The sequence below is a fragment of the Pseudomonas sp. IPO3747 genome (assembly GCF_013385245.1).
GTDB classification, from domain to species: Bacteria; Pseudomonadota; Gammaproteobacteria; order Pseudomonadales; family Pseudomonadaceae; genus Aquipseudomonas; species Aquipseudomonas edaphica.
In genome coordinates, this window is record NZ_JACAQL010000002.1 from 963294 (window position 1) to 984751 (window position 21458).

Consider the following 21458-nt stretch of genomic DNA (forward strand, 5'->3'; position numbering starts at 1 on the left):
TAGCCACTAACTACAGCATGGGCGATTACAGATGGGATTCGGCGTACTCGGCCAGGATCGAACGAGGTACCCCTTGCAGCGCGATATGCACGCCGTTCGGGAAGTCTTTAAAGCGTTCCGTCAGGTAGGTCAGCCCGGAGCTGGTCGCGGACAGGTAAGGGGTGTCGATCTGTGCCAGGTTGCCCAGGCACACCACTTTGGAACCGGCGCCAGCACGGGTGATGATGGTTTTCATCTGGTGCGGCGTGAGGTTCTGGCATTCATCGATCAAAATCAGGCTCTGCTGGAAGCTGCGACCTCGGATGTAATTGAGGGATTTGAACTGCAACGGCACTTTGCTGAGGATGTAGTCGACGCTGCCATGGGTGTTTTCGTCATCCATGTGCAAGGCTTCGAGGTTGTCGGTGATCGCCCCCAGCCACGGCTCCATTTTTTCCGCTTCGGTGCCGGGCAGAAAGCCGATCTCCTGGTCCAGGCCCTGCACGCTGCGGGTGGCGATGATGCGGCGATAACGCTTGGTCACCATGGTTTGCTCAATGGCGGCCGCCAGGGCGAGGATGGTTTTCCCCGAGCCTGCAGCGCCGGTCAGGTTGACCAGGTGAATGTCCGGGTCGAGCAGCGCATAGAGCGCCAGGCTCTGGTAGATGTCACGCGGTTTCAGGCCCCAGGCTTCCTGATGCAACAGGGGTTCCTGATGCAGGTCGAGGATCAGCAGTTTGTCGACCTGGATCTCTTTGATCCAGCCCACAAAACCCTGTTCGTCGATGATGAATTCATTGATGTGCACGGCCGGCAGGTTGTCGATCAACTGCACCTGGTGCCAGGTACGGCCATGGTCCTGACGGGTTTCGACCTTGCTGACAAGATCCCAGAAAGAGCCGGTCACGGTGTGATAACCCCGCGACAGCATCGACACGTCGTCGACGAGTTGGTCGGTACTGTAGTCCTCGGCAGCGATCCCACACGCTCGTGCCTTGAGGCGCATATTGATGTCTTTGGTCACCAGCACCAGGCGCAGGTCCTTGTCGCGCGCGTGCAGGTCGATCAATTGGTTGATGATTTTGTTGTCGTTGAGGTTTTCCGGCAGCAGGCTGTTGGGCTCGCTGCGCTTGCTCATCAGAATCGACAGCAAGCCCTTCGGCCCGCTTTTGCCGCGCTGGATCGGCACGCCGACTTCAACGTCCTCGGGTGAGGCTTCGCCCAGGGTCTTGTCGATCAGGCGGATCGCCTGGCGGCATTCGGCAGCCACGCTGTGGTGCCCGCTTTTGAGTTTGTCGAGTTCCTCAAGCACGATCATCGGGATGGCGACGTGGTGTTCTTCGAAGTTAAGCAGTGCGTTTGGATCGTGGATCAATACGTTGGTATCAAGCACATAAAGGATTGGCTGGTCGGAAGAAGGGTTACGTCCATGATCATCCATACTCGGTCACCTTTGTGGGAGCCATTCGACGCAATACCTGGGCGGTGCTGCGCCTCGATTCGACCACCGACTGCACCTGAGTGACGTCAAGTGCAGTGCCCACATGAGGAGTCTTGGAAGACGCCACCTGTGTTGCAGGGTTCGGCGATCTGACTTCGTAATACCGCAAAACCCATGACAGGAAAAAGCACTTTGACGCTTTTTTGAAGTTTATTTTTCAGGATGACGAATAGCACTAGCCGAGTGCCAGTGACCCCGTTAAAGTCGGAAGTCCGCCTGCATCGAAATGTCGCACAAAATCACCCCTGAATTCCCCCATCCCTAACAGGGCCGGGCACTTCAGCGAAATGCCTCCCGGCAGTCCTGCCAACCCAAGCCACTTTGCGCCGTTGCCTGCAATAACATCGGCAAAGCCACCCGCGCCTTGTCCTGGGTGTCGTGAAACACAATCACGCCTTTGCGCCACAGCAGCATCAACGTCAGCACCCGTTGCGCCGACTCATCGGCCTTGAGTTTGCCCGGTTCGTCCTGGGAGTCGATGTCCCACAACGCCACCTGCAAACCCTGGGATTGGAAGAAACCCTGGCTGTCGGCACGGCGCTGGCCATAGGGCGGGCGAAACAGCGGAACGTAGTTTTCCGGCATCAGGTTCTGCACCAGCGCAGCGCTGCGCGTAATCGAGCTTTGCCACTCGACCCAATGGCTGTGGGAGCGGTATTGCCAACCCTGGGTGCCCACGCACTGGCCTTGGTACAAGGCCTGCACGTCACTGCTGGAACTGCGCTCCACACGGGTTTGCAAACTGCTGCCAAGGGCAAAGAACATGGCGTTCATCTTCTGCTTGCGCAGGTAGTCGGTGAGCCAGTCGGTATTGCCGCTGACCGGCGCCGGGCCGCCGTCGAAGGTCAGCAGGAACAGACGGTCGTTGAACTCGTCGCCATTGCGTTCGTGGTCACCAAAGCGCAGCACTTCGCTGCTGATCTGCGGGAACAGCGCGGCTTTGCGCAACAGCTCCTCCAGGTAGCGTTCATGGAAGTTATGGCTAGGCCCGGCCCAGCCTATATAGAAGGAGTTATCGCTGACCTGGAACTTGCCGGCCTGCTCGCGCAGATCGTCCATGTTTTCCACCAGGTAGCAGAACGAGGCGTCCTCTTCGCAGCTCTGCTGGGCCGCCGTGTAGTTTTCCAGCAGGCGCTGCCAGAGCTGGCGACGCAGGTCGTCGATGGCGGCGAGGTTGATGTTTTTCAGACCAAGACGCTGCTTGAGGGCGGCCTCATCCTGGTTTTCGCTGGCCAGCAGGCTATGGGCGAACATCAGGATTTCAGCGCGCGAAGCGACATCGAACAGCGCCGGGCTGCTGAGCTTTTCGGGCCAGATGCCACGGTCCAGGCTGGCGACATCCACCGGCGCGGCGCTGGCGTTCAGGCACAGTAAGCAGGCTGACAATAATAGTGCTAGGCGCACGCAGGGTCTCCCTCTCCAGAGTTACCGCCCATCATAGCGGATCGTGCCTATCGCCATCATAGGTGGAGTCAAACCACTCAACCCCCTAGAATCCCTGCCACGATTACAGGAGCCAACTTCATGCTGATGGTGATTTCCCCCGCCAAAACCCTCGACTTCGAGTCAAAGCCGGCAACCCCACGCTTCACTCAACCGCAATACCTCGACCACTCCCAGGAACTGATCGAACAATTGCGCGAATTGAGCCCGGCGCAAATCAGCGAGTTGATGCACGTCTCCGACAAAATCGGCGGCCTCAATGCCGCCCGTTTCGGCAGCTGGACCCCGGCCTTCACACCGGCCAATGCCAAGCAGGCGCTGCTGGCGTTCAAGGGCGACGTCTACACCGGCCTGAATGCCGAAACCTTCAGCGATGCCGACTTCAGCTACGCCCAGGACCACCTGCGCATGCTCTCGGGCCTCTACGGCCTGCTGCGCCCGCTGGACCTGATGATGCCGTACCGCCTGGAGATGGGCACCAAACTGCCCAACGCCCGCGGCAAAGACCTCTACGCATTCTGGGGCACGCGCATCAGCGAATGGCTCAATGAAGCGCTGGCCGAACAAGGCGACGACGTGCTGCTCAACCTGGCCTCCAACGAGTACTTCTCGGCGGTCAAGCGCACGGCTCTGAACGCACGGATCATCAACACCGAGTTCAAGGACCTGAAGAACGGCCAGTACAAGATCATCAGCTTCTACGCCAAAAAGGCGCGGGGCATGATGAGCCGTTTTGTGATTGAAGAACGCATCAATGATCCTGCCAAACTGAAGCAGTTTGATGTGCAGGGTTATCGCTTCAATGCGGAGCAGTCCAAGCCGGATAATTTGGTGTTCCTGCGCGATCACGCACCGGAATAGCGCCCGCTCTCACGCTGTAGTTCAACTGTGGGAGCTGGCTTGCCTGCGATAGCTGTGGGTCAGTCAGTATTTCTTTACCTGACACTCCGCTATCGCAGGCAAGCCAGCTCCCACATTTTTGTCTGCATTCCACGTCGAAAAAGTCATTTGTTTGACGTCAAAAAAACCTCAAGCAGATTCCTAACGAATCTTTCACTCGACATTCGTCATTTTTTTTCGTAGTGGCACCACTTTTTTCAAACACTAGTGGCACAAAACTATCCCCTCTCTTCAACTCCCCATATCCACTCGCCCAAATAGCAAGTGCTATCAATATAGTACCAGTGCCATCTTTTCTAATATTTCAAGAAATTTCCGGAAACAGGATGAGCGGCCAGGAACTTCACCCTCAAGCACCGCTCATACCACCGGTAACGAAATTCTCTGTTGCTGTAAGAGATGACTTACATGACCAACCCACGGAAGTAGCAAAGTTGTCATATTTCAACTTTGACTCAGGAGTCATATTGCCAATTGATTAGTTGATAGCGGCGACAAGGATGAATTGCCACGCACTATAAGACCAAGGCCAAGCTTCCCCTAATGGGTCAGTGATACAACCCAAGGCATTGATATTTAAAGGCTATCAGCCTCTATCAAGGCCCTGAGGCACTGACGCCAGGCCCTTCTCCCAGGAAGGCCGGCTGCATTTCAGGGCAAGCTCCAATAACAAGGCCACGTTGCGCACACCTTGGGTGCACTTATTAGTCACTCGTCATTAAACATGCCTGCACGCGGTAAGTCGGCGTCTATTCGCCCAACTTTCGCGGCATCAGTGACGCTTGCAAACATGAACTCCAGCCATCTAATGGCCTGTATTAAACAAAGAGGTAATTGCGATGCGCATCAGCATATTTGGTTTGGGTTACGTTGGCGCAGTCTGTGCCGGTTGCCTGTCTGCCCGTGGCCATGAAGTGGTCGGCGTAGACATCTCCAAGGATAAGATCGACCTGATCAACGCGGGTAAATCGCCGATCGTTGAACCGGGTCTGGGCGAACTGTTGAGCCAAGGCATCGCAAACGGTCGACTGCGCGGCACTACCAACTTCGCCGACGCCATCCGCGATACCGACCTGTCGATGATTTGCGTGGGCACGCCGAGCAAGAAAAACGGCGACCTGGAACTCAACTACATCGAAGCGGTATGCCGCGAGATCGGTTTTGTCCTGCGTGACAAAACCACCCGTCACACCATCGTGGTGCGCAGCACCGTATTGCCAGGCACCGTAGCCAATGTGGTGATCCCGATTCTGGAAGACTGCTCCGGCAAAAAAGCCGGTGTCGACTTCGGCGTGGCGGTGAACCCTGAGTTCCTGCGTGAATCCACTGCCATCGCCGACTACGACTTGCCGCCGATGACCGTCATCGGCGAATTCGACAAAGCCTCCGGCGATGTCCTGCAGTCGCTGTACGAAGAACTCGATGCACCGATCATCCGCAAGGACATCGCCGTCGCCGAGATGATCAAGTACACCTGCAACGTGTGGCACGCCACCAAGGTCACCTTCGCCAACGAGATCGGCAACATTGCCAAGGCCGTCGGCGTCGATGGTCGCGAAGTGATGGAAGTGGTGTGCCAGGACAAGACGCTCAACCTGTCCCAGTACTACATGCGCCCAGGCTTCGCGTTCGGCGGCTCGTGCCTGCCCAAAGACGTGCGCGCCCTCACCTACCGCGCAGGCTCGCTGGATGTGGAAGCGCCGCTGCTCAACTCGCTGATGCGCAGCAACGAGTCCCAGGTACAGAACGCCTTCGACATCGTCGCCGGCCATGACAAACGCAAAGTCGCCCTGCTGGGCCTGAGCTTCAAGGCCGGCACCGACGACCTGCGCGAAAGCCCGCTGGTGGAACTGGCGGAAATGCTGATCGGCAAGGGTTTTGACCTGAGCATCTACGACAGCAACGTCGAATACGCCCGTGTCCACGGCGCGAACAAGGACTACATCGAAGGCAAGATCCCGCATGTGTCGTCCCTGCTCAATTCCGACTTCGACGACGTGATCAACAACTCCGACGTGATCATCCTCGGCAACCGTGACGAGAAATTCCGTGCCCTGGCGCACAACGCACCTCACGGCAAACAGGTGATCGACTTGGTGGGCTTCATGTCCCAGGCCACCAGTGTCAGCAGCCGTACCGAAGGCATTTGCTGGTAACAGCGACGGCAAGTTTCGGGTTGCACGTGTCTTTATCCCCAGCGCGTGCAGCCTGAAGCCTCCTTCCCTTCCGGATGACGCTTATGTCCAAGTTAAAACATGTATTACTGCAATCGGCCGGCTGGTTGTTCTTCCTCAGCCTGCTGATGGGTCTCGCCCTGCTGTTGCCGGCGAGTACGTTCGACTCGCAGTCGAAGAATTTTATTTTCCTGATTGGCGCCGTCGGCATCTGGCGCTACTCGATGGGTGCTACGCATTTCTTTCGCGGCATGCTGTTCCTGTACGTGGTCTACCCGCACTTGCGCCGCAAGGTGCGCAAGCTGGGCAAGGCGGCCGACCCGTCCCACGTATTCCTGATGGTCACCAGTTTCCGTATCGACGCGCTGACCACCGCGCAGGTCTACAGCTCGGTGATTCGCGAAGCCATCGAGTGCGGCTTCCCAACCACCGTGGTGTGCTCGCTGGTGGAGATGTCCGATGAGCTGCTGGTGAAAAGCCTGTGGGAACGCATGAACCCGCCGGAGCGCGTAAAGCTCGACTTCGTGCGCATCGCCGGCACCGGCAAACGCGACGGCCTGGCCTTCGGTTTCCGCGCTATCTCGCGCCACCTGCCGGATGACCGCGCCGTGGTGGCGGTGATCGATGGCGACACCGTGCTCGCCGAAGGTGTAGTGCGCAAGACCGTGCCGTGGTTCCAGCTGTTCGGCAATGTCGGTGGCCTGACCACCAACGAATTCTGCGAAGTACACGGCGGCTACATCATGAGCGAATGGCACAAGCTGCGCTTCGCCCAGCGCCACATCAACATGTGCTCCATGGCCCTGTCCAAGCGCGTACTGACCATGACCGGTCGTATGTCGGTGTTCCGCGCCAACGTGGTGACCGACCCCGGCTTTATCGCCGACGTGGAAAGCGACTCGTTGCAACACTGGCGCCTGGGCCGCTTCAAGTTTTTGACCGGTGACGACAAGTCGAGCTGGTTCAGCCTGATGCGCCTGGGCTACGACACCTTCTACGTGCCGGACGCCGCGATCCACACCGTGGAACACCCGCCGGAAAAGAGCTTTATCAAGGCCAGCCGCAAGCTGATGTTCCGCTGGTACGGCAACAACCTGCGCCAGAACTCCCGCGCTCTGGGCCTGGGTATGCGTCGGTTGGGCCTGTTCACCAGCATCGTGTTGTTCGACCAGCGCGTATCGATGTGGACCTCCCTGCTCGGCCTGACCGTGGCGATCATCGCCACCTTCAAATACGGCGGCGCGTTCATCCTCGCGTACCTGCTGTGGATCGGTATCACCCGCCTGATCCTGACCCTGCTGCTGTCGTGCTCCGGCCACAAGATCGGCCCGGCCTACCCGGTGATTCTCTATTACAACCAGATCATGGGCGCGCTGGTGAAGATCTACGTGTTCTTCCGCCTTGATCAACAGTCCTGGACCCGCCAGGACACCAAACTGACCCGCGATTTGGCCAGCTTTCAACGTTGGTTCAACACCTGGTCGTCTCGGACCATGACCTTCTCCGCCGGCAGCATTTTCGTCGCCGTGTTGCTGATGATGGTCTGACCCAGCCAAGCCTGAATTAACTAGGAAATCGAACATATGAACAGCCCAGTAAACGCCAACGTTGTCCACGAATCCGAAGCCCAGCGCCAACATGCCCGGGTCAAAATCCCGGCCAAGCTGCGCTTCTTCAACACCGACCGTACCCAGACCGAAGCACGGGTGATCGACCTGTCCGCCGGTGGCCTGGCGTTCACCGCCACCCAGCCGCTGACCGTCGGTGAAGTGCACAAGGGCCGCCTGCAGTTCGTGATCGATAACCTCGGTTTGGCGATGGATGTAGAGCTGCAGATTCGCTCCTACGACCGCCAGAGCGGCCGCACCGGTTGCCAGTTCCAGAACCTCGACGCCCAGGATATTTCCACCCTGCGCCACCTGATCACTTCGCACCTGTCCGGCGACATCGTGACCATGGGCGACGTGCTGGCCACCCTGCAACGCGACAACTTCACCAAGGCGCGCAAGGTCAAGGACGGCGGCAGCGGCATGACCGCGTTCGGCCGCCTGCGCGCGGTGGTGTTCAGCGCCGGGATCTTCATTGTCGGCCTCGCCGCGTTCGGTTTTGTGTTCAAGTCGGTGTACGGCATGTACTTCGTCAGCCACGCCCAGGCCGGCCTCGTCAGCGTGCCCGGCATGAACGTGACCATGCCGCGCGACGGCACCGTGCAGAGCCTGCTCAAAGGCGACGCGGTTGCAGCCAAAGGTGCGCCACTGGCAACGTTCAGCACCAGCATGCTCGATGTGCTCAAGGGCCATCTGGACGAAGACCAGCTGCAACCGGCCAAGGTTGAAGAGCTGTTCGGCAAGCAAATGACCGGCACCCTGACCTCGCCGTGCGATTGCGTGGTCGCCCAGCAATTGGTCGCCGACGGCCAGTACGCCAGCAAGGGCGATGTGATCTTCCAATTGGTGCCACGCGGCAGCCAGGCCAATGTGGAAGCGCGCTTTACCTATCGCCAGTTCGCTGACGTGCGCCCAGGTACACAGGTGAACTTCCAGGTCGCCGACGAAGAACAGATCCGTACCGGCACCATCGTCAGCAGCACCAGCCTGAACAGCGCCGACTTGTCTTCCGACATTCGCGTGCAGATCAAGCCGGACGCGCCGCTGGACAGCACCTATGCCGGGCGCCCAGTGGAAGTCACCAGCGACCGCGGCCCTTCGCTGAACTGGCTGATCGATAAAGCCATGGCTCACGGTCTGTAAGCGGAGGACATGCCTGTGAACCCTATTTCAAGCACAACACAGAGCACTGTGGGAGTCGGGCTTGCCCGCGATGGGATCGACTCGGTGCACCTGAAAGACCGAGTTGCCCGCATCGCAGGCAAGCCAGCTCCCACACAGAGCGGGTCGCACTTCGCCTCTGCATTCTGCACATTGGCACTGGCGGTCAGCCTCGCCGGTTGCGCCGGCCTGCCCGACCAGCGCCTGGCCAACGAAGCCCTCAAACGTGGCGACACGGTCACCGCCCAACAGAACTACCAGCAGTTGGCAGACCTGGGCTACAGCGAAGCCCAAGTCGGCCTCGCTGACATCCAGGTCACCACCCGCGATCCCGAGCAAATCCGCCAGGCCGAGGCCACTTACCGCGCGGCCGCCGATACGTCGCCGCGTGCCCAGGCACGTCTGGGCCGCCTGCTGGTGGCCAAACCCGGCGCTACCGAAGCCGAACAGCACGAAGCCGAAGGCCTGCTGAAAAAAGCCTTTGCCAATGGCGAAGGCAACACCCTGATCCCGCTGGCGATGCTGTACCTGCAATACCCGCACAGCTTCCCCAACGTGAACGCCCAACAGCAAATCAGCAAATGGCAGGCGGCGGGTTACCCGGAAGCAGGTTTGGCCCAGGTGCTGCTGTATCGCACCCAGGGCACCTACGACCAGCACCTGGATGATGTGGAGCGCATCTGCAAGGCGGCGCTGAACACCACCGATATCTGCTACGTCGAGCTGGCCACGGTTTATCAGAAGAAAGCCGAGCCGGAAAAACAGGCCGAACTGCTCAAGCAGCTCGAAGCCGGCTACGCCCGTGGCACCGTCACCGCCCAGCGCGTCGACAGCGTAGCCCGCGTATTGGGTGATGCGACACTCGGCCAGCCGGATGAAAAAACCGCCCAGGCGCTGCTGGAAAAAATCGCCCCTGGCTATCCGGCCTCCTGGGTCAGCCTGGCGCAACTGCTCTACGACTTCCCCGAACTGGGCGACGTCGACCAGATGATGAAGTACCTGGACAACGGCCGCGCCGCCGACCAGCCGCGCGCCGAGCTGTTGCTGGGCAAGCTCTACTACGAAGGCAAATGGGTACCGGCAGACGCCAAGGCTGCCGAAGCGCATTTCGAGAAAGCCGTGGGCCGTGAAGTCGCCGCCGATTACTACCTCGGCCAGATCTACCGCCGTGGCTACCTGGGCAAGGTCTACTCGCAAAAAGCCCTCGACCACCTGCTGACCGCTGCACGCAACGGCCAGAACAGCGCCGACTTCGCCATCGCGCAATTGTTCTCCCAGGGCAAGGGCACCAAGCCCGACCCATTGAACGCCTATGTCTTCAGCCAATTGGCCAAAGCCCAGGACACGCCAGAGGCCAATGACCTGGCCACGCAGCTCGAAGCCCCGCTCACGCCTGAGCAACGCGCCGAAGGCCAACGCCTGGTGCAACAGGAACTGGCCACGCGCGGCACCCTGGCCCAGAGCACGCTGCAACTGCACGCCCTGCAAGAAGAAGACGGCGAGGAATCCCTATGAAGCTCAACCCATTCGTCAAGGCCGGTATCGGCCTGACCTTCGCCCTGCTGTGGTCGTGCCCGACCCTGGCCGCGCTGACCGAAGCCAAGAACTTCGGCCTGGAAGTCAAAGCCACCGCACAATCCGAAGATGACCGCGACCTCGGTACGCAAAAAGGCGGCGACGTCAACGGCATCGGCCTCGACCTGCGCCCGTGGGTCTACGGCGAAAGCGGCGCGTGGAGCGCCTACGCCATGGGCCAGGCGGTCGTGTCGAGTGACATCATCGAGACCGACCCCCTGCAACAATCGGCCGATGACGAAAATCAGCAAACCACCAACAACGACCGCAAGTCCAAGAAAAACTACCTGGCCATGCGCGAGTTCTGGGTCGGCTACAGCGGTTTCACGCCTTACCCGGGCGAGCTGCTCAAGCTGGGTCGCCAACGCCTGCGCAATGACGACGGCCAATGGCGCGACACCAATATCGAAGCGCTGAACTGGACCTTCGATACCACCCTGCTCAAGGCCAATGTCGGCGTTGCCGAACGCTTCAGCGAATACCGCACCGACCTCAAGGAGCTGTCGCCCAAGGACAAGGACCGCCAGCACCTCTACGCCGACGCCGCCTACCAGTGGACCCCAGGCCAGTGGATCGGCTTGCGCGCCCACCACACCCATGACAACGGTAAGCTCGACTACCCGGAACCGGGCGTGGCGACCGACTCGTTGGACAAGCGCGAAAACGGCGACCTGACCTGGCTCGGCATCGAAGCCAACAGCGACGCCTACAACTGGCGCAACACCAACACCGTCAACTACTGGGCCAGCGTCACCGGCATGAAAGGCAACCGCGACACGGTCAATGCCCTCAACGCCGACGGCACCCGCCCAACCCAGGCCAAACGCAGCGACGACGTGAATGGCTGGGCCACTGACATCGGCGTGCGCCTGCGCCTCGACCCGCAGTGGCAAGTCGGTGCGGCTTATTCCCGTGCCAGCGCCGAGTACGAGCAGAACGGCCTGCAAAGCAACCGTTCGAACTGGACCGGCACCCAGTCCCGCGTGCATCGCTTTGGCGAAGCGTTTCGCGGCGAGATGAACAACATGCAGTCCATGAGCCTGTTCGGTTCCTGGCAGCTGCGCGAGGACTACGACGCCAGCCTGGTCTATCACAAGTTCTGGCGCGTCGACGGCAACAAGCCGGTGGGCAGCAACGGCATCGATGCGGTGCAGAACAACACCGACGACGTGACCGGCGCGATCCTGTCCAGCACCTCGTTACCGCTGGAAGACGGCAAAAAAGATCTGGGTCAGGAGATGGACCTGGTGGTCACCAAGTACTTCAAAAAGGGCCTGTTGCCGGCCGCCCTCAGCCAGTCGATCGACGAGCCGTCGGCACTGGTGCGCTTTCGTGCAGGCGTGTTCAAGCCGGGCGATGCCTATGGCAGCCAGGTCGACTCGTACATGCACCGCGCGTTTGTCGACGTGATCTGGAAATTCTGATGGGAGCCTGCGCAATGAATGCTCAAAGCCTACTCGTCGCGGCAATGCTGATGGCCAGCGCCACAGCGTTTGCCGATACGGCGGCCAAGGCGCCGACCATCGCCAAGGAACTGCAACAGGCCAAGACCTACACCATTTCCAGCCCGCCCACCGCGCCGCTGGAACTGCCCAAGCCTGCGCTGCCCGACCTGACTGGCTACACCGCAGCGGCGATGGAAAAGAAGATCGTGCGCAGCAAACCGGGCAAAGTCAGCATCCGCCGCATGATGCAGGAAGACGCGCTCAAGGACTTTATCGGCGGCGATAACAAGATGGCCGAATGGGTGGTACGCCAGCACGGCATTCCCCAGGCAATCTTTGTCGACGACGGCTACCTGAACCTCAAGGACCTGCTCGGTAAAGTGCCCAAGCAGTACCTCAGTGAAACCTCGCCGGGCGTGTTTCTGGCCAAGCTGCCGATTGTGGTCGGGCGCAAAGGCATCCTCGACATCGACAAGAAGACCCAGGAGCTGCGCCTGTCCCAGCAAGCCGGTTCGTTCCTGATCAACGACGGCCAGCTGTTTGTGCGTGACACCAAAATCACCGGCTGGGACGAAAAGACCAACGGCCCGGCGCTGTTCAAGTCGCCCAAGGAGTTCCGCCCGTTCCTGCTGGCCTGGGGCGGCACCGAAACCTACATCTCCAAGACCAAGATGGCCAGCTTTGGCTACGCCAACAGTAAGTCTTACGGCGTGAGTATTTCCCAGTACACGCCGAACATGGCCAAGGTGCTCAAGCGTGCGGAACCGACCGGCTGGATCATCGATTCCGAGTTCTCCGACATGTGGTACGGCTTCTATTGCTACGAGACCACCGGCTTTGTGATCAAGGGCAACACCTACAAAGACAACATCGTCTACGGCATCGACCCGCACGACCGTTCCCACGGCCTGATCATTGCTGACAACACCGTCTACGGCACCAAGAAGAAGCACGGGATCATCATTTCCCGTGAGGTCAACGACAGCTTCATCTTCAACAACCGCAGCTACGACAACAAGCTCTCGGGCCTGGTGATCGACCGTAACAGCGTCAACAACCTGATCGCCGACAACGAGATCTACCGCAACCACACCGACGGCATCACCCTCTATGAGAGCGGCGACAACCTGTTGTGGGGCAACAAGGTCATCGCCAACCGTCGCCACGGCATCCGCGTGCGTAACAGCGTGAACATTCGCCTGTACGAGAACTCCGCCATGGCCAACGGGCTGACCGGCGTGTACGGGCACATCAAGGATTTGACCGACACCGACCGCGACATCGCCCTCGACCCGTTTGACGCGAAAGTCTCGCTGATCGTGGTCGGCGGCGAGCTGGCCGGCAACGGCAGCGGGCCGCTGTCGATTGATTCGCCGTTGAGCATCGAGCTGTACCGCGTGTCGATGCTGGCGCCGACCAAATCCAGCGGCATCAGCTTTGCCGGCGTGCTGGGCGATCGCCAGGAAGAGATTCTCGACCTGCTGGTGCGCCAGCAGAAAGCCGTGCTGATCGACCCTGTCGAACGCCAGACCCAAATGCAGGACTGAGGATGACCCTTATGCACCCACACATGATCAAACTGCTGAGCCTCTCGGGTCTGACCCTCGGCCTGCTGGCGGCCAGCCAGGGCGTGCGCGCCGATGAAATCAAGGCACCGACCTTCACCGCCGAGCCGTGCTGCAGCCTGTGCCCGGCCGCCCATGACGCGAAGAACTACACCACGCGCTACCAGCAGAACTTCACCACCCTGGTGCAAGCCCAGGGCGACTGGCTGTTCCGTACCCAGGAAGATTTGCGCACCGAATTCGACACCAGCCCCGCCGGCTACAAACGCATGCAGCAGCTGCACGATGCGTTCAAGGCCAAGGGCGTGGAACTGGTGGTGGTGTACCAGCCGACCCGTGGCCTGGTGAATCGCAACAAGCTCAACCCTGAGGAAAAAGCCGCGTTCAATTTTGACAAGGCGCTGGGCAACTACAAAAGCATGCTCGGCCGTTTCGCCAAGATGGGTTATGTGGTGCCGGACCTGTCGCCGTTGACCAACGAGCAACTGCCGGATGAACTGCCGGCCCACGACTTCTACTTCCGTGGTGACCAGCACTGGACGCCATACGGCGCCCAACGCACGGCAAAAATCGTCGGCGCCAAAGTGCGGGCCATGCCCGAGTTTGCCGATATTCCCAAGCGCGAATTCGAAACCAAACGCTCCGGGCGCATGGGCAAGACCGGCACCCTGCACAACATGGCCGGGCAACTGTGCGGCACCAGCTACGCGATCCAGTACATGGACCAATTCACCACCGAGCCCAAAGGCGAAGCCGGTGATGGCGACCTGTTCGGCGATTCGGGCAACCCGCAGATCACCCTGGTGGGCACCAGCCACAGTGGCAAGAACTACAACTTTGCCGGCTTCCTGGAACAGGAAATCGGTGCCGACATCCTTAACGTCGCCTTCCCCGGCGGCGGCCTGGAAGGTTCGATGATCCAGTACCTGGGCAGCGACGAGTTCCAGAAGACCCCGCCGAAAATCCTTATCTGGGAGTTCTCGCCGCTGTACCGCCTCGACCAGGAAACCATCTACCGCCAGATGATGGCTCTGCTCGACAACGGCTGCGAAGGCAAGCCTGCGCAAATGAGCGCCAGCACCACGCTCAAACCCGGCAAGAACGAGTTGATGGTCAACAGCTCGAACAAAGACCTGCGCAACGCCAACCATCAGGTCGATATCCGCTTCGCCGACCCGTCGGTGAAAACCCTGCAAGCCACCCTCTGGTACATGAACGGGCGCCACGAGGACATCAAGATCGAGAAACCCGAAACATCCGATACAGACGGGCGTTTCGCCTTTGAACTGCGCACCGATGAAGACTGGGCCTCGCAGAACTTGCTGGCCGTGGAAGTGCAAGGCCCCGAAGCGGGCACTGCCGCGCAGAAAGTCGAAGCGAAAATTTGCACACGCAACGTGTTCCCGGCGGGTGGTCAACAGACCGCCCAGCTTGGGAAGTGAGGTTACTTATGCAGAAATTATTGATTCCAACGCTGCTGGGCCTGGCGATGTTCGCAGGTGTAGTCAACGCCGCCGCGCCACTGCGTCCACCTCAAGGCTATTTCGCCCCGGTGGAAGCGTTCAAGACCGGCGACTTCAAGAATGACTGCGACGCCATGCCGGCGCCGTACACCGGCTCGCTGCAATTTCGCAGCAAGTACGAAGGCTCGGACAAGGCCCGCGCCACCCTGAATGTGCAATCGGAAAAAGCCTTTCGCGACAGCACCGCCGACATCACCAAGCTGGAAAAAGACACCAGCAAGCGCGTGATGCAGTTCATGCGCGACGGCCGCCCGGAGCAGTTGGAGTGCACCCTCAACTGGCTTACGAGCTGGGCCAAGGCCGATGCCTTGATGTCCAAGGACTTCAACCACACCGGCAAGTCCATGCGCAAATGGGCGTTGGGCAGCATGGCCTCGGCCTATGTACGCCTGAAGTTCTCCGACTCGCACCCGCTGGCTAATCATCAGCAGGAATCGCAATTGATCGAGGCCTGGTTCAACAAACTCGCCGATCAAGTGGTCAGCGACTGGGACAACCTGCCCCTGGATAAAACCAACAACCACTCCTACTGGGCCGCTTGGTCGGTGATGGCCACGTCCATCGCCACCAACCGTCGCGACCTGTTTGATTGGGCGGTGAAGGAATACAAGGTCGGCGCCAATCAGGTGGACGCCCAAGGGTTCTTGCCCAACGAACTGAAGCGCCAGCAACGCGCCTTGGCGTACCACAACTACGCGCTGCCGCCGCTGTCGATGATCGCCAGCTTTGCGCTGGTCAACGGTGTAGACCTGCGCCAGGAAAATAACGGCGCGCTCAAACGCCTGGGCGACAAGGTGCTGGCCGGGGTTAAAGACCCGGACATCTTCGAGCAGAAGAACGGCAAAGAGCAGGACATGAAGGACCTCAAGGAGGACATGAAATTTGCCTGGCTTGAACCCTTCTGCACCCTCTACACCTGCGCGCCGGAGGTGATCGAGCGCAAGCACGGCATGCAGCCGTTCAAGACTTTCCGCCTCGGCGGTGACCTGACCAAGGTCTACGACCCGACGCACGAAAAAGGCAACAAAGGCAGCTGATACACAGCTCCCACACCTGGACTCGGTCCAAATGTGGGAGCTGGCTTGCCTGCGATGACGGTATGACATTCAGCATTGATGTCGACTGACACACCGTCATCGCAGGCAAGCCAGCTCCCACACTGAACGCGTACACCCTCCCAGATTCGTGGGGGGTTTGGGGGGGCCGTTGGCCCTTGACTGTTGGTTAAACATGGAGAGATCGGGATGGTTTTCTCGTCCAATGTGTTCCTGTTTCTGTTCTTGCCGATCTTTCTCGGCTTGTACTACTTGAGCGGGCAACGCTATCGCAATCTGCTGCTGCTGATTGCCAGCTACGTGTTCTACGCCTGGTGGCGAGTGGACTTCCTGGCGCTGTTCGCCGCCGTGACGCTGTGGAATTACTGGATCGGCCTCAAGGTCGGTGCCGCCGGCGTGCGCACCAAACCAGCGCAGCGCTGGCTGTTGCTCGGCGTGGCTGTCGACCTGTGCATCCTCGGCTACTTCAAGTACGCCAACTTCGGCGTCGACAGCATCAATGTGATGATGAAGTCGGCGGGCCTGGAGCCGTTTATCCTCACCCACGTGCTGTTGCCGATTGGCATCTCGTTCTACATCTTCGAGTCCATCAGCTACATCATCGACGTGTACCGTGGCGATACCCCGGCAACCCGCAACCTGATCGACTTCGCGGCGTTCGTGGCGATCTTCCCGCACCTGATTGCAGGTCCCGTGTTGCGCTTCCGTGACCTGGCCGACCAGTTCAACAACCGCACCCACACCCTCGACAAGTTCTCCGAGGGCTGCACGCGGTTCATGCAAGGTTTCATCAAGAAAGTCTTCATCGCCGACACCCTGGCGGTGGTGGCCGACCATTGCTTCGCCCTGCAAAACCCGACCACGGGCGATGCCTGGCTCGGCGCGCTGGCTTACACCGCGCAGCTGTACTTCGACTTCTCCGGCTACAGCGACATGGCCATCGGCCTGGGCTTGATGATGGGTTTCCGCTTCATGGAAAACTTCAAGCAGCCGTACATCAGCCAGTCGATCACCGAGTTCTGGCGGCGCTGGCACATCAGCCTGTCCACTTGGCTGCGTGACTACCTGTACATCACCCTGGGCGGCAACCGTAAAGGCACGCTGATCACCTATCGCAACCTGTTCCTGACCATGCTGCTCGGTGGCCTGTGGCATGGCGCAAACATCACCTACATCGTGTGGGGCGCGTGGCACGGTATGTGGTTGGCGATTGAAAAAGCCATCGGCCTGAATACCGCGCCACGCAGTTTCAATCTGCTGCGCTGGGCCTTCACCTTCCTGCTGGTGGTGATGGGCTGGGTGATCTTCCGCGCCGAAAACCTGCACGTCGCCGGGCGTATGTACGGCGCGATGTTCAGCTTTGGTGAGTGGTCGTTGTCAGAACTCAACCGCGCCAGCCTCACTGGCCTGCAAGTGGCAACCCTGGTGGTGGCCTACGCAACACTGGCGTTCTTTGGCCTGCGCGATTTCTACAACAATCGCCCTGCCGAAAAAGCCAAACCCGCCGACCCGAGCCTGATCAAGGCAGTACCGGGCGACAACCCAGGCAGCATCCACCAGCCCGGTTTCAGCGTGGGCCAGGACGCCGCCGTGCAACCGGCCTACTGGACCGCTGACTGGCCACGCTACGCCATGCGCGCCACCGTACTGCTGCTGTTCGTGGCCTCGATTCTGAAACTGTCGGCGCAGAGTTTCTCGCCGTTCCTTTACTTCCAATTTTGAGGGAGCCGACCATGACCCGTTCATTTCGCGTCCTCTATATCACGCTGTTCCTGCTGGTGCTGCTGGCCCTGGGCGCCTGGTCGCTGCGCAGCTTCTTCGGCTTCAGCACCAACGCCGACGCCACCGTGCTCAACGGCCGCTGGACCAAGGCCGTCGAGACCCACTACGACGATGAGTTCCCGATCAAGCGCCTGGGCACCAACCTCTGGGCGGCGCTGGACTACAAGCTGTTCAATGAAGGCCGCCCCGGCGTGGTGCTGGGCCGCGACCACTGGTTGTACAGCGACGAGGAATTCAACCCCATCGTCAACGAAGACCAGAACCTGCAAGGCAACTACGCGCTGGTCGAAGGCGTGCGCCAAAAACTCAAGGCCCAGGGCATCCAACTGGTGATGGCGATCGTGCCGGCCAAGGTGCGCTTGTACCCGGAACACCTGGGTAAAGTGAAACCGGCGAGCATCCACGCCAACCTGTACGAGGACTTCCACGCCCGTGTCGCGGCCGACAAGATCATTGCCCCTGACCTGCTTGGCCCGCTGCAACAGGCCAAGCTGGGCGGCACGCAAGTGTTCCTGCGCACCGATACCCACTGGACCCCGGACGGTGCGGAAATCGCTGCCAAACAGTTGGCCAAGACCATTGCCGACAAGACGCCGCTGAGCGGTGAGCCACAGCGCTTTGTCACCGAAGCCGAAAAAACCGAACCGCACAAAGGTGACCTGCGCCTGTTCCTGCCGCTGGACCCGCTGTTCGAAAACCTGATGCCGCCTAAAGAGCCGCTGCAAAAACGCGTCACGCACCTGGCGGAAAACAAAGGCGACGACGCCCTGTTTGCCGACAGTGAAACGCCGGTAGCACTGGTGGGCACCAGCTACAGTGCCAACCCCAACTGGAACTTCGTCGGCGCGCTCAAGCAAGCCTTGCACAGCGACGTCATCAACTACTCCGAAGACGGCCACGGCCCGATCCTGCCGATGCTCAGCTACCTGAAAAGCGATGACTTCAAGAACAGCCCGCCCCAAGTGCTGATCTGGGAGTTTCCGGAACGTTATCTGCCCGTCAACAACGAAATCGGTGATGCCGACCCGCAGTGGGTTGCGCAGCTTAAACAAGCCGGTTCGCGCCAACAGAACATGGCTTTGAACACTCAAAAATCCGAGACGCCCGACCGGGCGCAAAACTGAAAGAGAGGTAACTCACATGACTTTCACTACTACTCCGCGTCGTCTCGCCAAGACCCTGGCCATCGCTGCCGGCTTGAGCTTCGTATCGATGTCCGCCTTCGCCGGGGGCGACGCCGCGCTCTACGGCCCGACTGCACCGAAAGGCTCAAGCTTTGTGCGGATCTACAACGCATCGAACCAGGAAGTCAGCGCTACCGTCGGCGCGACCAATTTGAGCGATGTGGCGCCGCTGGCCAGCAGTGACTTCAGCTTCATGCCCGGCGGCGACTACAGCGCCAAGGTCGGCAGCCAGACCGTGCCGGTCAAACTTGCCGCTGACCACTACTACACCCTGGTTAACAGCGGCAGCGGCCAGCCACAGCTGATCGAAGAGCCGCCGTTCAAGAACAAGCAGAAATCCCTGGTGCGTGTGCAGAACCTCAGCGACAAGGCCCTGACCCTGAAAACCGCCGACGGCAAGACCGACGTGGTCAAGTCGGTGGCCGCCAAGGGCCGTGGCGAGCGCGAGATAAACCCGGTGAAAGTCAGCCTGGCGTTGTATGACGGTGACAAGAAAGTCGGCGATGTGAAGCCGGTGGCTTTGGAACGCGGTGAAGCGGCGGTGCTGTATGTGACCGGCTCGGGTTCGAGCATTTCGCCAGTGTGGGTCAAGCGCCCCGTGTCGACCCGCTGATGATTTCCCTGAGTTGACACGCCCCTTGTGGGAGCTGGCTTGCCTGCGATGGCAGTCTTGAAGGCGCCATCGCAGGCAAGCCAGCTCCCACACTGTGCGCGTTTCGACTCAGGACCGAGACAAAAACAAGAGTGAAACGACAAACCTTCGTAGCTCTGACCCAAATCGATTCAAGGAGAAACACCCATGATCCCAGTAATCCTTTCCGGTGGTAGCGGCTCACGTCTTTGGCCGCTTTCCCGCAAACAGTTCCCCAAGCAATTCCTGGCCTTGACCGGCGAACACACACTGTTCCAGCAAACCCTGGAGCGCCTGATGTTCGAAGGCATGGACGCCCCGATCGTGGTCTGCAACAAGGACCACCGCTTCATCGTCAACGAGCAACTGAGCACGCGTAAGCTCGAATGCCAACGCATCCTGATGGAGCCGTTCGGCCGCAACACCGCGCCGGCCGTGGCCCTGACTGCGATGATGCTGGTCAACGAAGGCCGCGACGAACTGATGCTGGTGCTGCCCGCCGACCACGTGATCGACGACCAGAAAGCCCTGCAACGCGCCCTGGCCCTGGCCACCGTGGCGGCCGAGCGTGGCGAGATGGTGCTGTTCGGCGTCCCGGCAACCCGCCCGGAAACCGGTTACGGTTACATCAAGTCCAGCAACGATTCGCTGCTGCCCGAAGGCGTCAGCCGCGTGCAACAGTTCGTGGAAAAACCCGATGAAAAACGCGCCGTCGAGTTCGTCAAAAGCGGTGGCTACTTCTGGAACAGCGGCATGTTCCTGTTCCGCGCCAGCCGTTTTCTTGAAGAGCTGAAAAAACACGACCCGGACATCTACGACACCTGCGTGCTGACCCTGGAGCGCAGCGAGCAGGATGCCGACACCGTGACCTTCGACGAATCTACCTTCGCCTGCTGCCCGGACAACTCCATCGACTACGCCGTGATGGAAAAAACCCAGCGCGCCTGCGTGGTGCCGTTGAGTGCCGGCTGGAGCGACGTGGGTTGCTGGGCCTCGTTGTGGGCGGTCAATGACAAAGACGTCAATGGCAACGTCAGCAAAGGCGACGTGGTGATCCAGGACAGCCGCAACTGCATGATCCACGGCAACGGCAAGCTGGTGTCGGTGATCGGCCTGGACAATATCGTGGTGGTGGAAACCAAGGACGCGATGATGATTGCCCACAAGGACAAGGTCCAGGGCGTCAAGCAGATGGTCTCCACCCTCAACGACCAGGGCCGCTGCGAAACCCAGAACCACTGCGAAGTCTACCGCCCGTGGGGTTCCTACGACTCGGTGGACATGGGTGGGCGCTTCCAGGTCAAGCACATCTCGGTCAAGCCGGGCGCGTGCCTGTCGCTGCAGATGCACCACCACCGCGCCGAACACTGGATCGTGGTCAGCGGCACGGCCGAAGTCACCTGTGACGACAACGTGTTCCTGCTCTGCGAGAACCAGTCCACCTACATCCCGATCGCCTCGGTGCACCGCCTGCGTAACCCGGGCAAGATCCCGTTGGAGATCATCGAAGTGCAATCGGGCAGCTACCTGGGCGAAGACGATATCGAGCGCTTTGAAGATATCTACGGTCGCTCGACGCCGGTTGAACGTGGCGTTTCGGTGAAAACTATCGCGCAGTAACACGGTCGTACAAGAAGCCCTCATCCAGCCCGTTGCGTCCCCTATCCGCAGTGGGCTGGGTGGGGGCTTTTTCTTGGGTTTTGCATTGACCGTAAGGGCCTCATCGCAGGCAAGCCAGCTCCCACAGTTGGACCGGGTATGCCCTTGGAATGCAGTCGAATGTGGGAGCTGGCTTGCCTGCGATGGCGTCCGAAAGCATCCCGCCAGCATTGACCCTTGGCTCCATCCTGCCTATCCTCGCGCCTGTCACGACTCATTCGTGATGAGGTTTGACGGCCTCGCGAACTCATAGGATCCCATTTTCATCAGGAGA

The 21458-nt window shown here is 59.9% G+C and carries 15 protein-coding genes; 13 read left to right on the plus strand and 2 right to left on the minus strand.

Translation table 11 applies throughout. The features are described 5' to 3' along the window. Positions 1-25: 25 nt before the first annotated feature. Both HX790_RS05770 and HX790_RS05775 read right to left on the minus strand, forming a co-directional pair. Positions 26-1420: a PhoH family protein gene (locus tag HX790_RS05770; RefSeq protein WP_012722339.1), complete on the minus strand. Its 1395-nt coding sequence runs from the start codon at positions 1418-1420 to the stop codon at positions 26-28. Between the two features lie 339 nt (positions 1421-1759). Then, positions 1760-2884 carry a polysaccharide deacetylase family protein gene (locus tag HX790_RS05775; protein ID WP_099548425.1) on the minus strand — a complete coding sequence of 375 codons (1125 nt, stop codon included), beginning with the start codon at positions 2882-2884 and terminating at the stop codon, positions 1760-1762. Between the two features lie 120 nt (positions 2885-3004). Between HX790_RS05775 and yaaA the strand changes: the two genes are divergently transcribed. The 13 genes from yaaA (at position 3005) to HX790_RS05840 (ending at position 21145) form a co-directional block, all read left to right on the plus strand. Beyond that, complete coding sequence (yaaA, locus tag HX790_RS05780; protein WP_099548424.1) at positions 3005-3784, plus strand: peroxide stress protein YaaA; 780 nt, start codon at positions 3005-3007, stop codon at positions 3782-3784. 878 nt (positions 3785-4662) lie between these two features. Beyond that, positions 4663-5979 carry a nucleotide sugar dehydrogenase gene (locus tag HX790_RS05785; protein ID WP_176991337.1) on the plus strand — a complete coding sequence of 439 codons (1317 nt, stop codon included), beginning with the start codon at positions 4663-4665 and terminating at the stop codon, positions 5977-5979. An 83-nt stretch (positions 5980-6062) separates the two neighbouring features. After that, entirely contained in the window at positions 6063-7544 is a 1482-nt protein-coding gene (gene alg8 / locus HX790_RS05790; protein WP_176991338.1) for a mannuronan synthase, read from the plus strand. A 36-nt stretch (positions 7545-7580) separates the two neighbouring features. Beyond that, a complete protein-coding gene (locus HX790_RS05795; RefSeq protein ID WP_017135214.1) occupies positions 7581-8747 on the plus strand; it encodes an alginate biosynthesis protein Alg44 in 1167 nt (388 codons plus the stop codon). Between the two features lie 9 nt (positions 8748-8756). Further along, positions 8757-10280 (plus strand): alginate biosynthesis TPR repeat lipoprotein AlgK, encoded by a 1524-nt coding sequence (gene algK, locus HX790_RS05800; protein ID WP_225933030.1) that lies wholly within the window; start codon positions 8757-8759, stop codon positions 10278-10280. After that, on the plus strand, positions 10277-11764 hold the full coding sequence (locus HX790_RS05805) for an alginate export family protein (protein ID WP_017135216.1): 1488 nt from the start codon (positions 10277-10279) through the stop codon (positions 11762-11764). Before algK ends, HX790_RS05805 begins: the two co-directional genes overlap by 4 nt. Further along, positions 11764-13332 carry a mannuronan 5-epimerase AlgG gene (algG, locus tag HX790_RS05810; protein ID WP_017135217.1) on the plus strand — a complete coding sequence of 523 codons (1569 nt, stop codon included), beginning with the start codon at positions 11764-11766 and terminating at the stop codon, positions 13330-13332. The genes HX790_RS05805 and algG overlap by 1 nt, the downstream gene beginning before the upstream one ends. 11 nt (positions 13333-13343) lie before the next feature. Further along, positions 13344-14792, plus strand: coding sequence for an alginate O-acetyltransferase (locus HX790_RS05815; protein ID WP_017135218.1), 1449 nt, complete (start codon positions 13344-13346; stop codon positions 14790-14792). Positions 14793-14800: 8 nt separating this feature from the next. Continuing rightward, the gene (locus HX790_RS05820; RefSeq protein ID WP_017135219.1) at positions 14801-15910 is read left to right on the plus strand and encodes a mannuronate-specific alginate lyase; all 1110 of its coding nucleotides are present in this window, start codon (positions 14801-14803) and stop codon (positions 15908-15910) included. Positions 15911-16117: 207 nt separating this feature from the next. Next, the gene (locus HX790_RS05825; RefSeq protein WP_017135220.1) at positions 16118-17650 is read left to right on the plus strand and encodes an MBOAT family protein; all 1533 of its coding nucleotides are present in this window, start codon (positions 16118-16120) and stop codon (positions 17648-17650) included. Positions 17651-17661: 11 nt separating this feature from the next. Continuing rightward, a complete protein-coding gene (locus HX790_RS05830) occupies positions 17662-18834 on the plus strand; it encodes an alginate O-acetyltransferase (RefSeq protein WP_138452514.1) in 1173 nt (390 codons plus the stop codon). A 16-nt stretch (positions 18835-18850) separates the two neighbouring features. Beyond that, positions 18851-19507, plus strand: coding sequence for an alginate O-acetyltransferase AlgF (locus HX790_RS05835; RefSeq protein WP_017135222.1), 657 nt, complete (start codon positions 18851-18853; stop codon positions 19505-19507). A 186-nt stretch (positions 19508-19693) separates the two neighbouring features. Then, positions 19694-21145: a mannose-1-phosphate guanylyltransferase/mannose-6-phosphate isomerase gene (locus HX790_RS05840; protein WP_176991339.1), complete on the plus strand. Its 1452-nt coding sequence runs from the start codon at positions 19694-19696 to the stop codon at positions 21143-21145. The last annotated feature ends 313 nt before the right edge of the window (positions 21146-21458 follow it).

Bases quoted from the DNA above. Each gene is read 5' to 3' on its own strand.
- HX790_RS05785 (WP_176991337.1), top strand. From the start codon at position 4,663: ATGCGCATCAGCATATTTGGTTTGGGTTACGTTGGCGCAGTCTGTGCC.
- HX790_RS05805 (WP_017135216.1), top strand. From the start codon at position 10,277: ATGAAGCTCAACCCATTCGTCAAGGCCGGTATCGGCCTGACCTTCGCC.
- HX790_RS05820 (WP_017135219.1), top strand. From the start codon at position 14,801: ATGCAGAAATTATTGATTCCAACGCTGCTGGGCCTGGCGATGTTCGCA.
- algK (WP_225933030.1), top strand. From the start codon at position 8,757: ATGCCTGTGAACCCTATTTCAAGCACAACACAGAGCACTGTGGGAGTC.
- HX790_RS05815 (WP_017135218.1), top strand. From the start codon at position 13,344: ATGCACCCACACATGATCAAACTGCTGAGCCTCTCGGGTCTGACCCTC.
- HX790_RS05830 (WP_138452514.1), top strand. From the start codon at position 17,662: ATGACCCGTTCATTTCGCGTCCTCTATATCACGCTGTTCCTGCTGGTG.
- HX790_RS05835 (WP_017135222.1), top strand. From the start codon at position 18,851: ATGACTTTCACTACTACTCCGCGTCGTCTCGCCAAGACCCTGGCCATC.
- HX790_RS05840 (WP_176991339.1), top strand. From the start codon at position 19,694: ATGATCCCAGTAATCCTTTCCGGTGGTAGCGGCTCACGTCTTTGGCCG.
- alg8 (WP_176991338.1), top strand. From the start codon at position 6,063: ATGTCCAAGTTAAAACATGTATTACTGCAATCGGCCGGCTGGTTGTTC.
- yaaA (WP_099548424.1), top strand. From the start codon at position 3,005: ATGCTGATGGTGATTTCCCCCGCCAAAACCCTCGACTTCGAGTCAAAG.
- HX790_RS05795 (WP_017135214.1), top strand. From the start codon at position 7,581: ATGAACAGCCCAGTAAACGCCAACGTTGTCCACGAATCCGAAGCCCAG.
- HX790_RS05825 (WP_017135220.1), top strand. From the start codon at position 16,118: ATGGTTTTCTCGTCCAATGTGTTCCTGTTTCTGTTCTTGCCGATCTTT.
- HX790_RS05770 (WP_012722339.1), bottom strand. From the start codon at position 1,420: ATGGATGATCATGGACGTAACCCTTCTTCCGACCAGCCAATCCTTTAT.
- algG (WP_017135217.1), top strand. From the start codon at position 11,764: ATGGGAGCCTGCGCAATGAATGCTCAAAGCCTACTCGTCGCGGCAATG.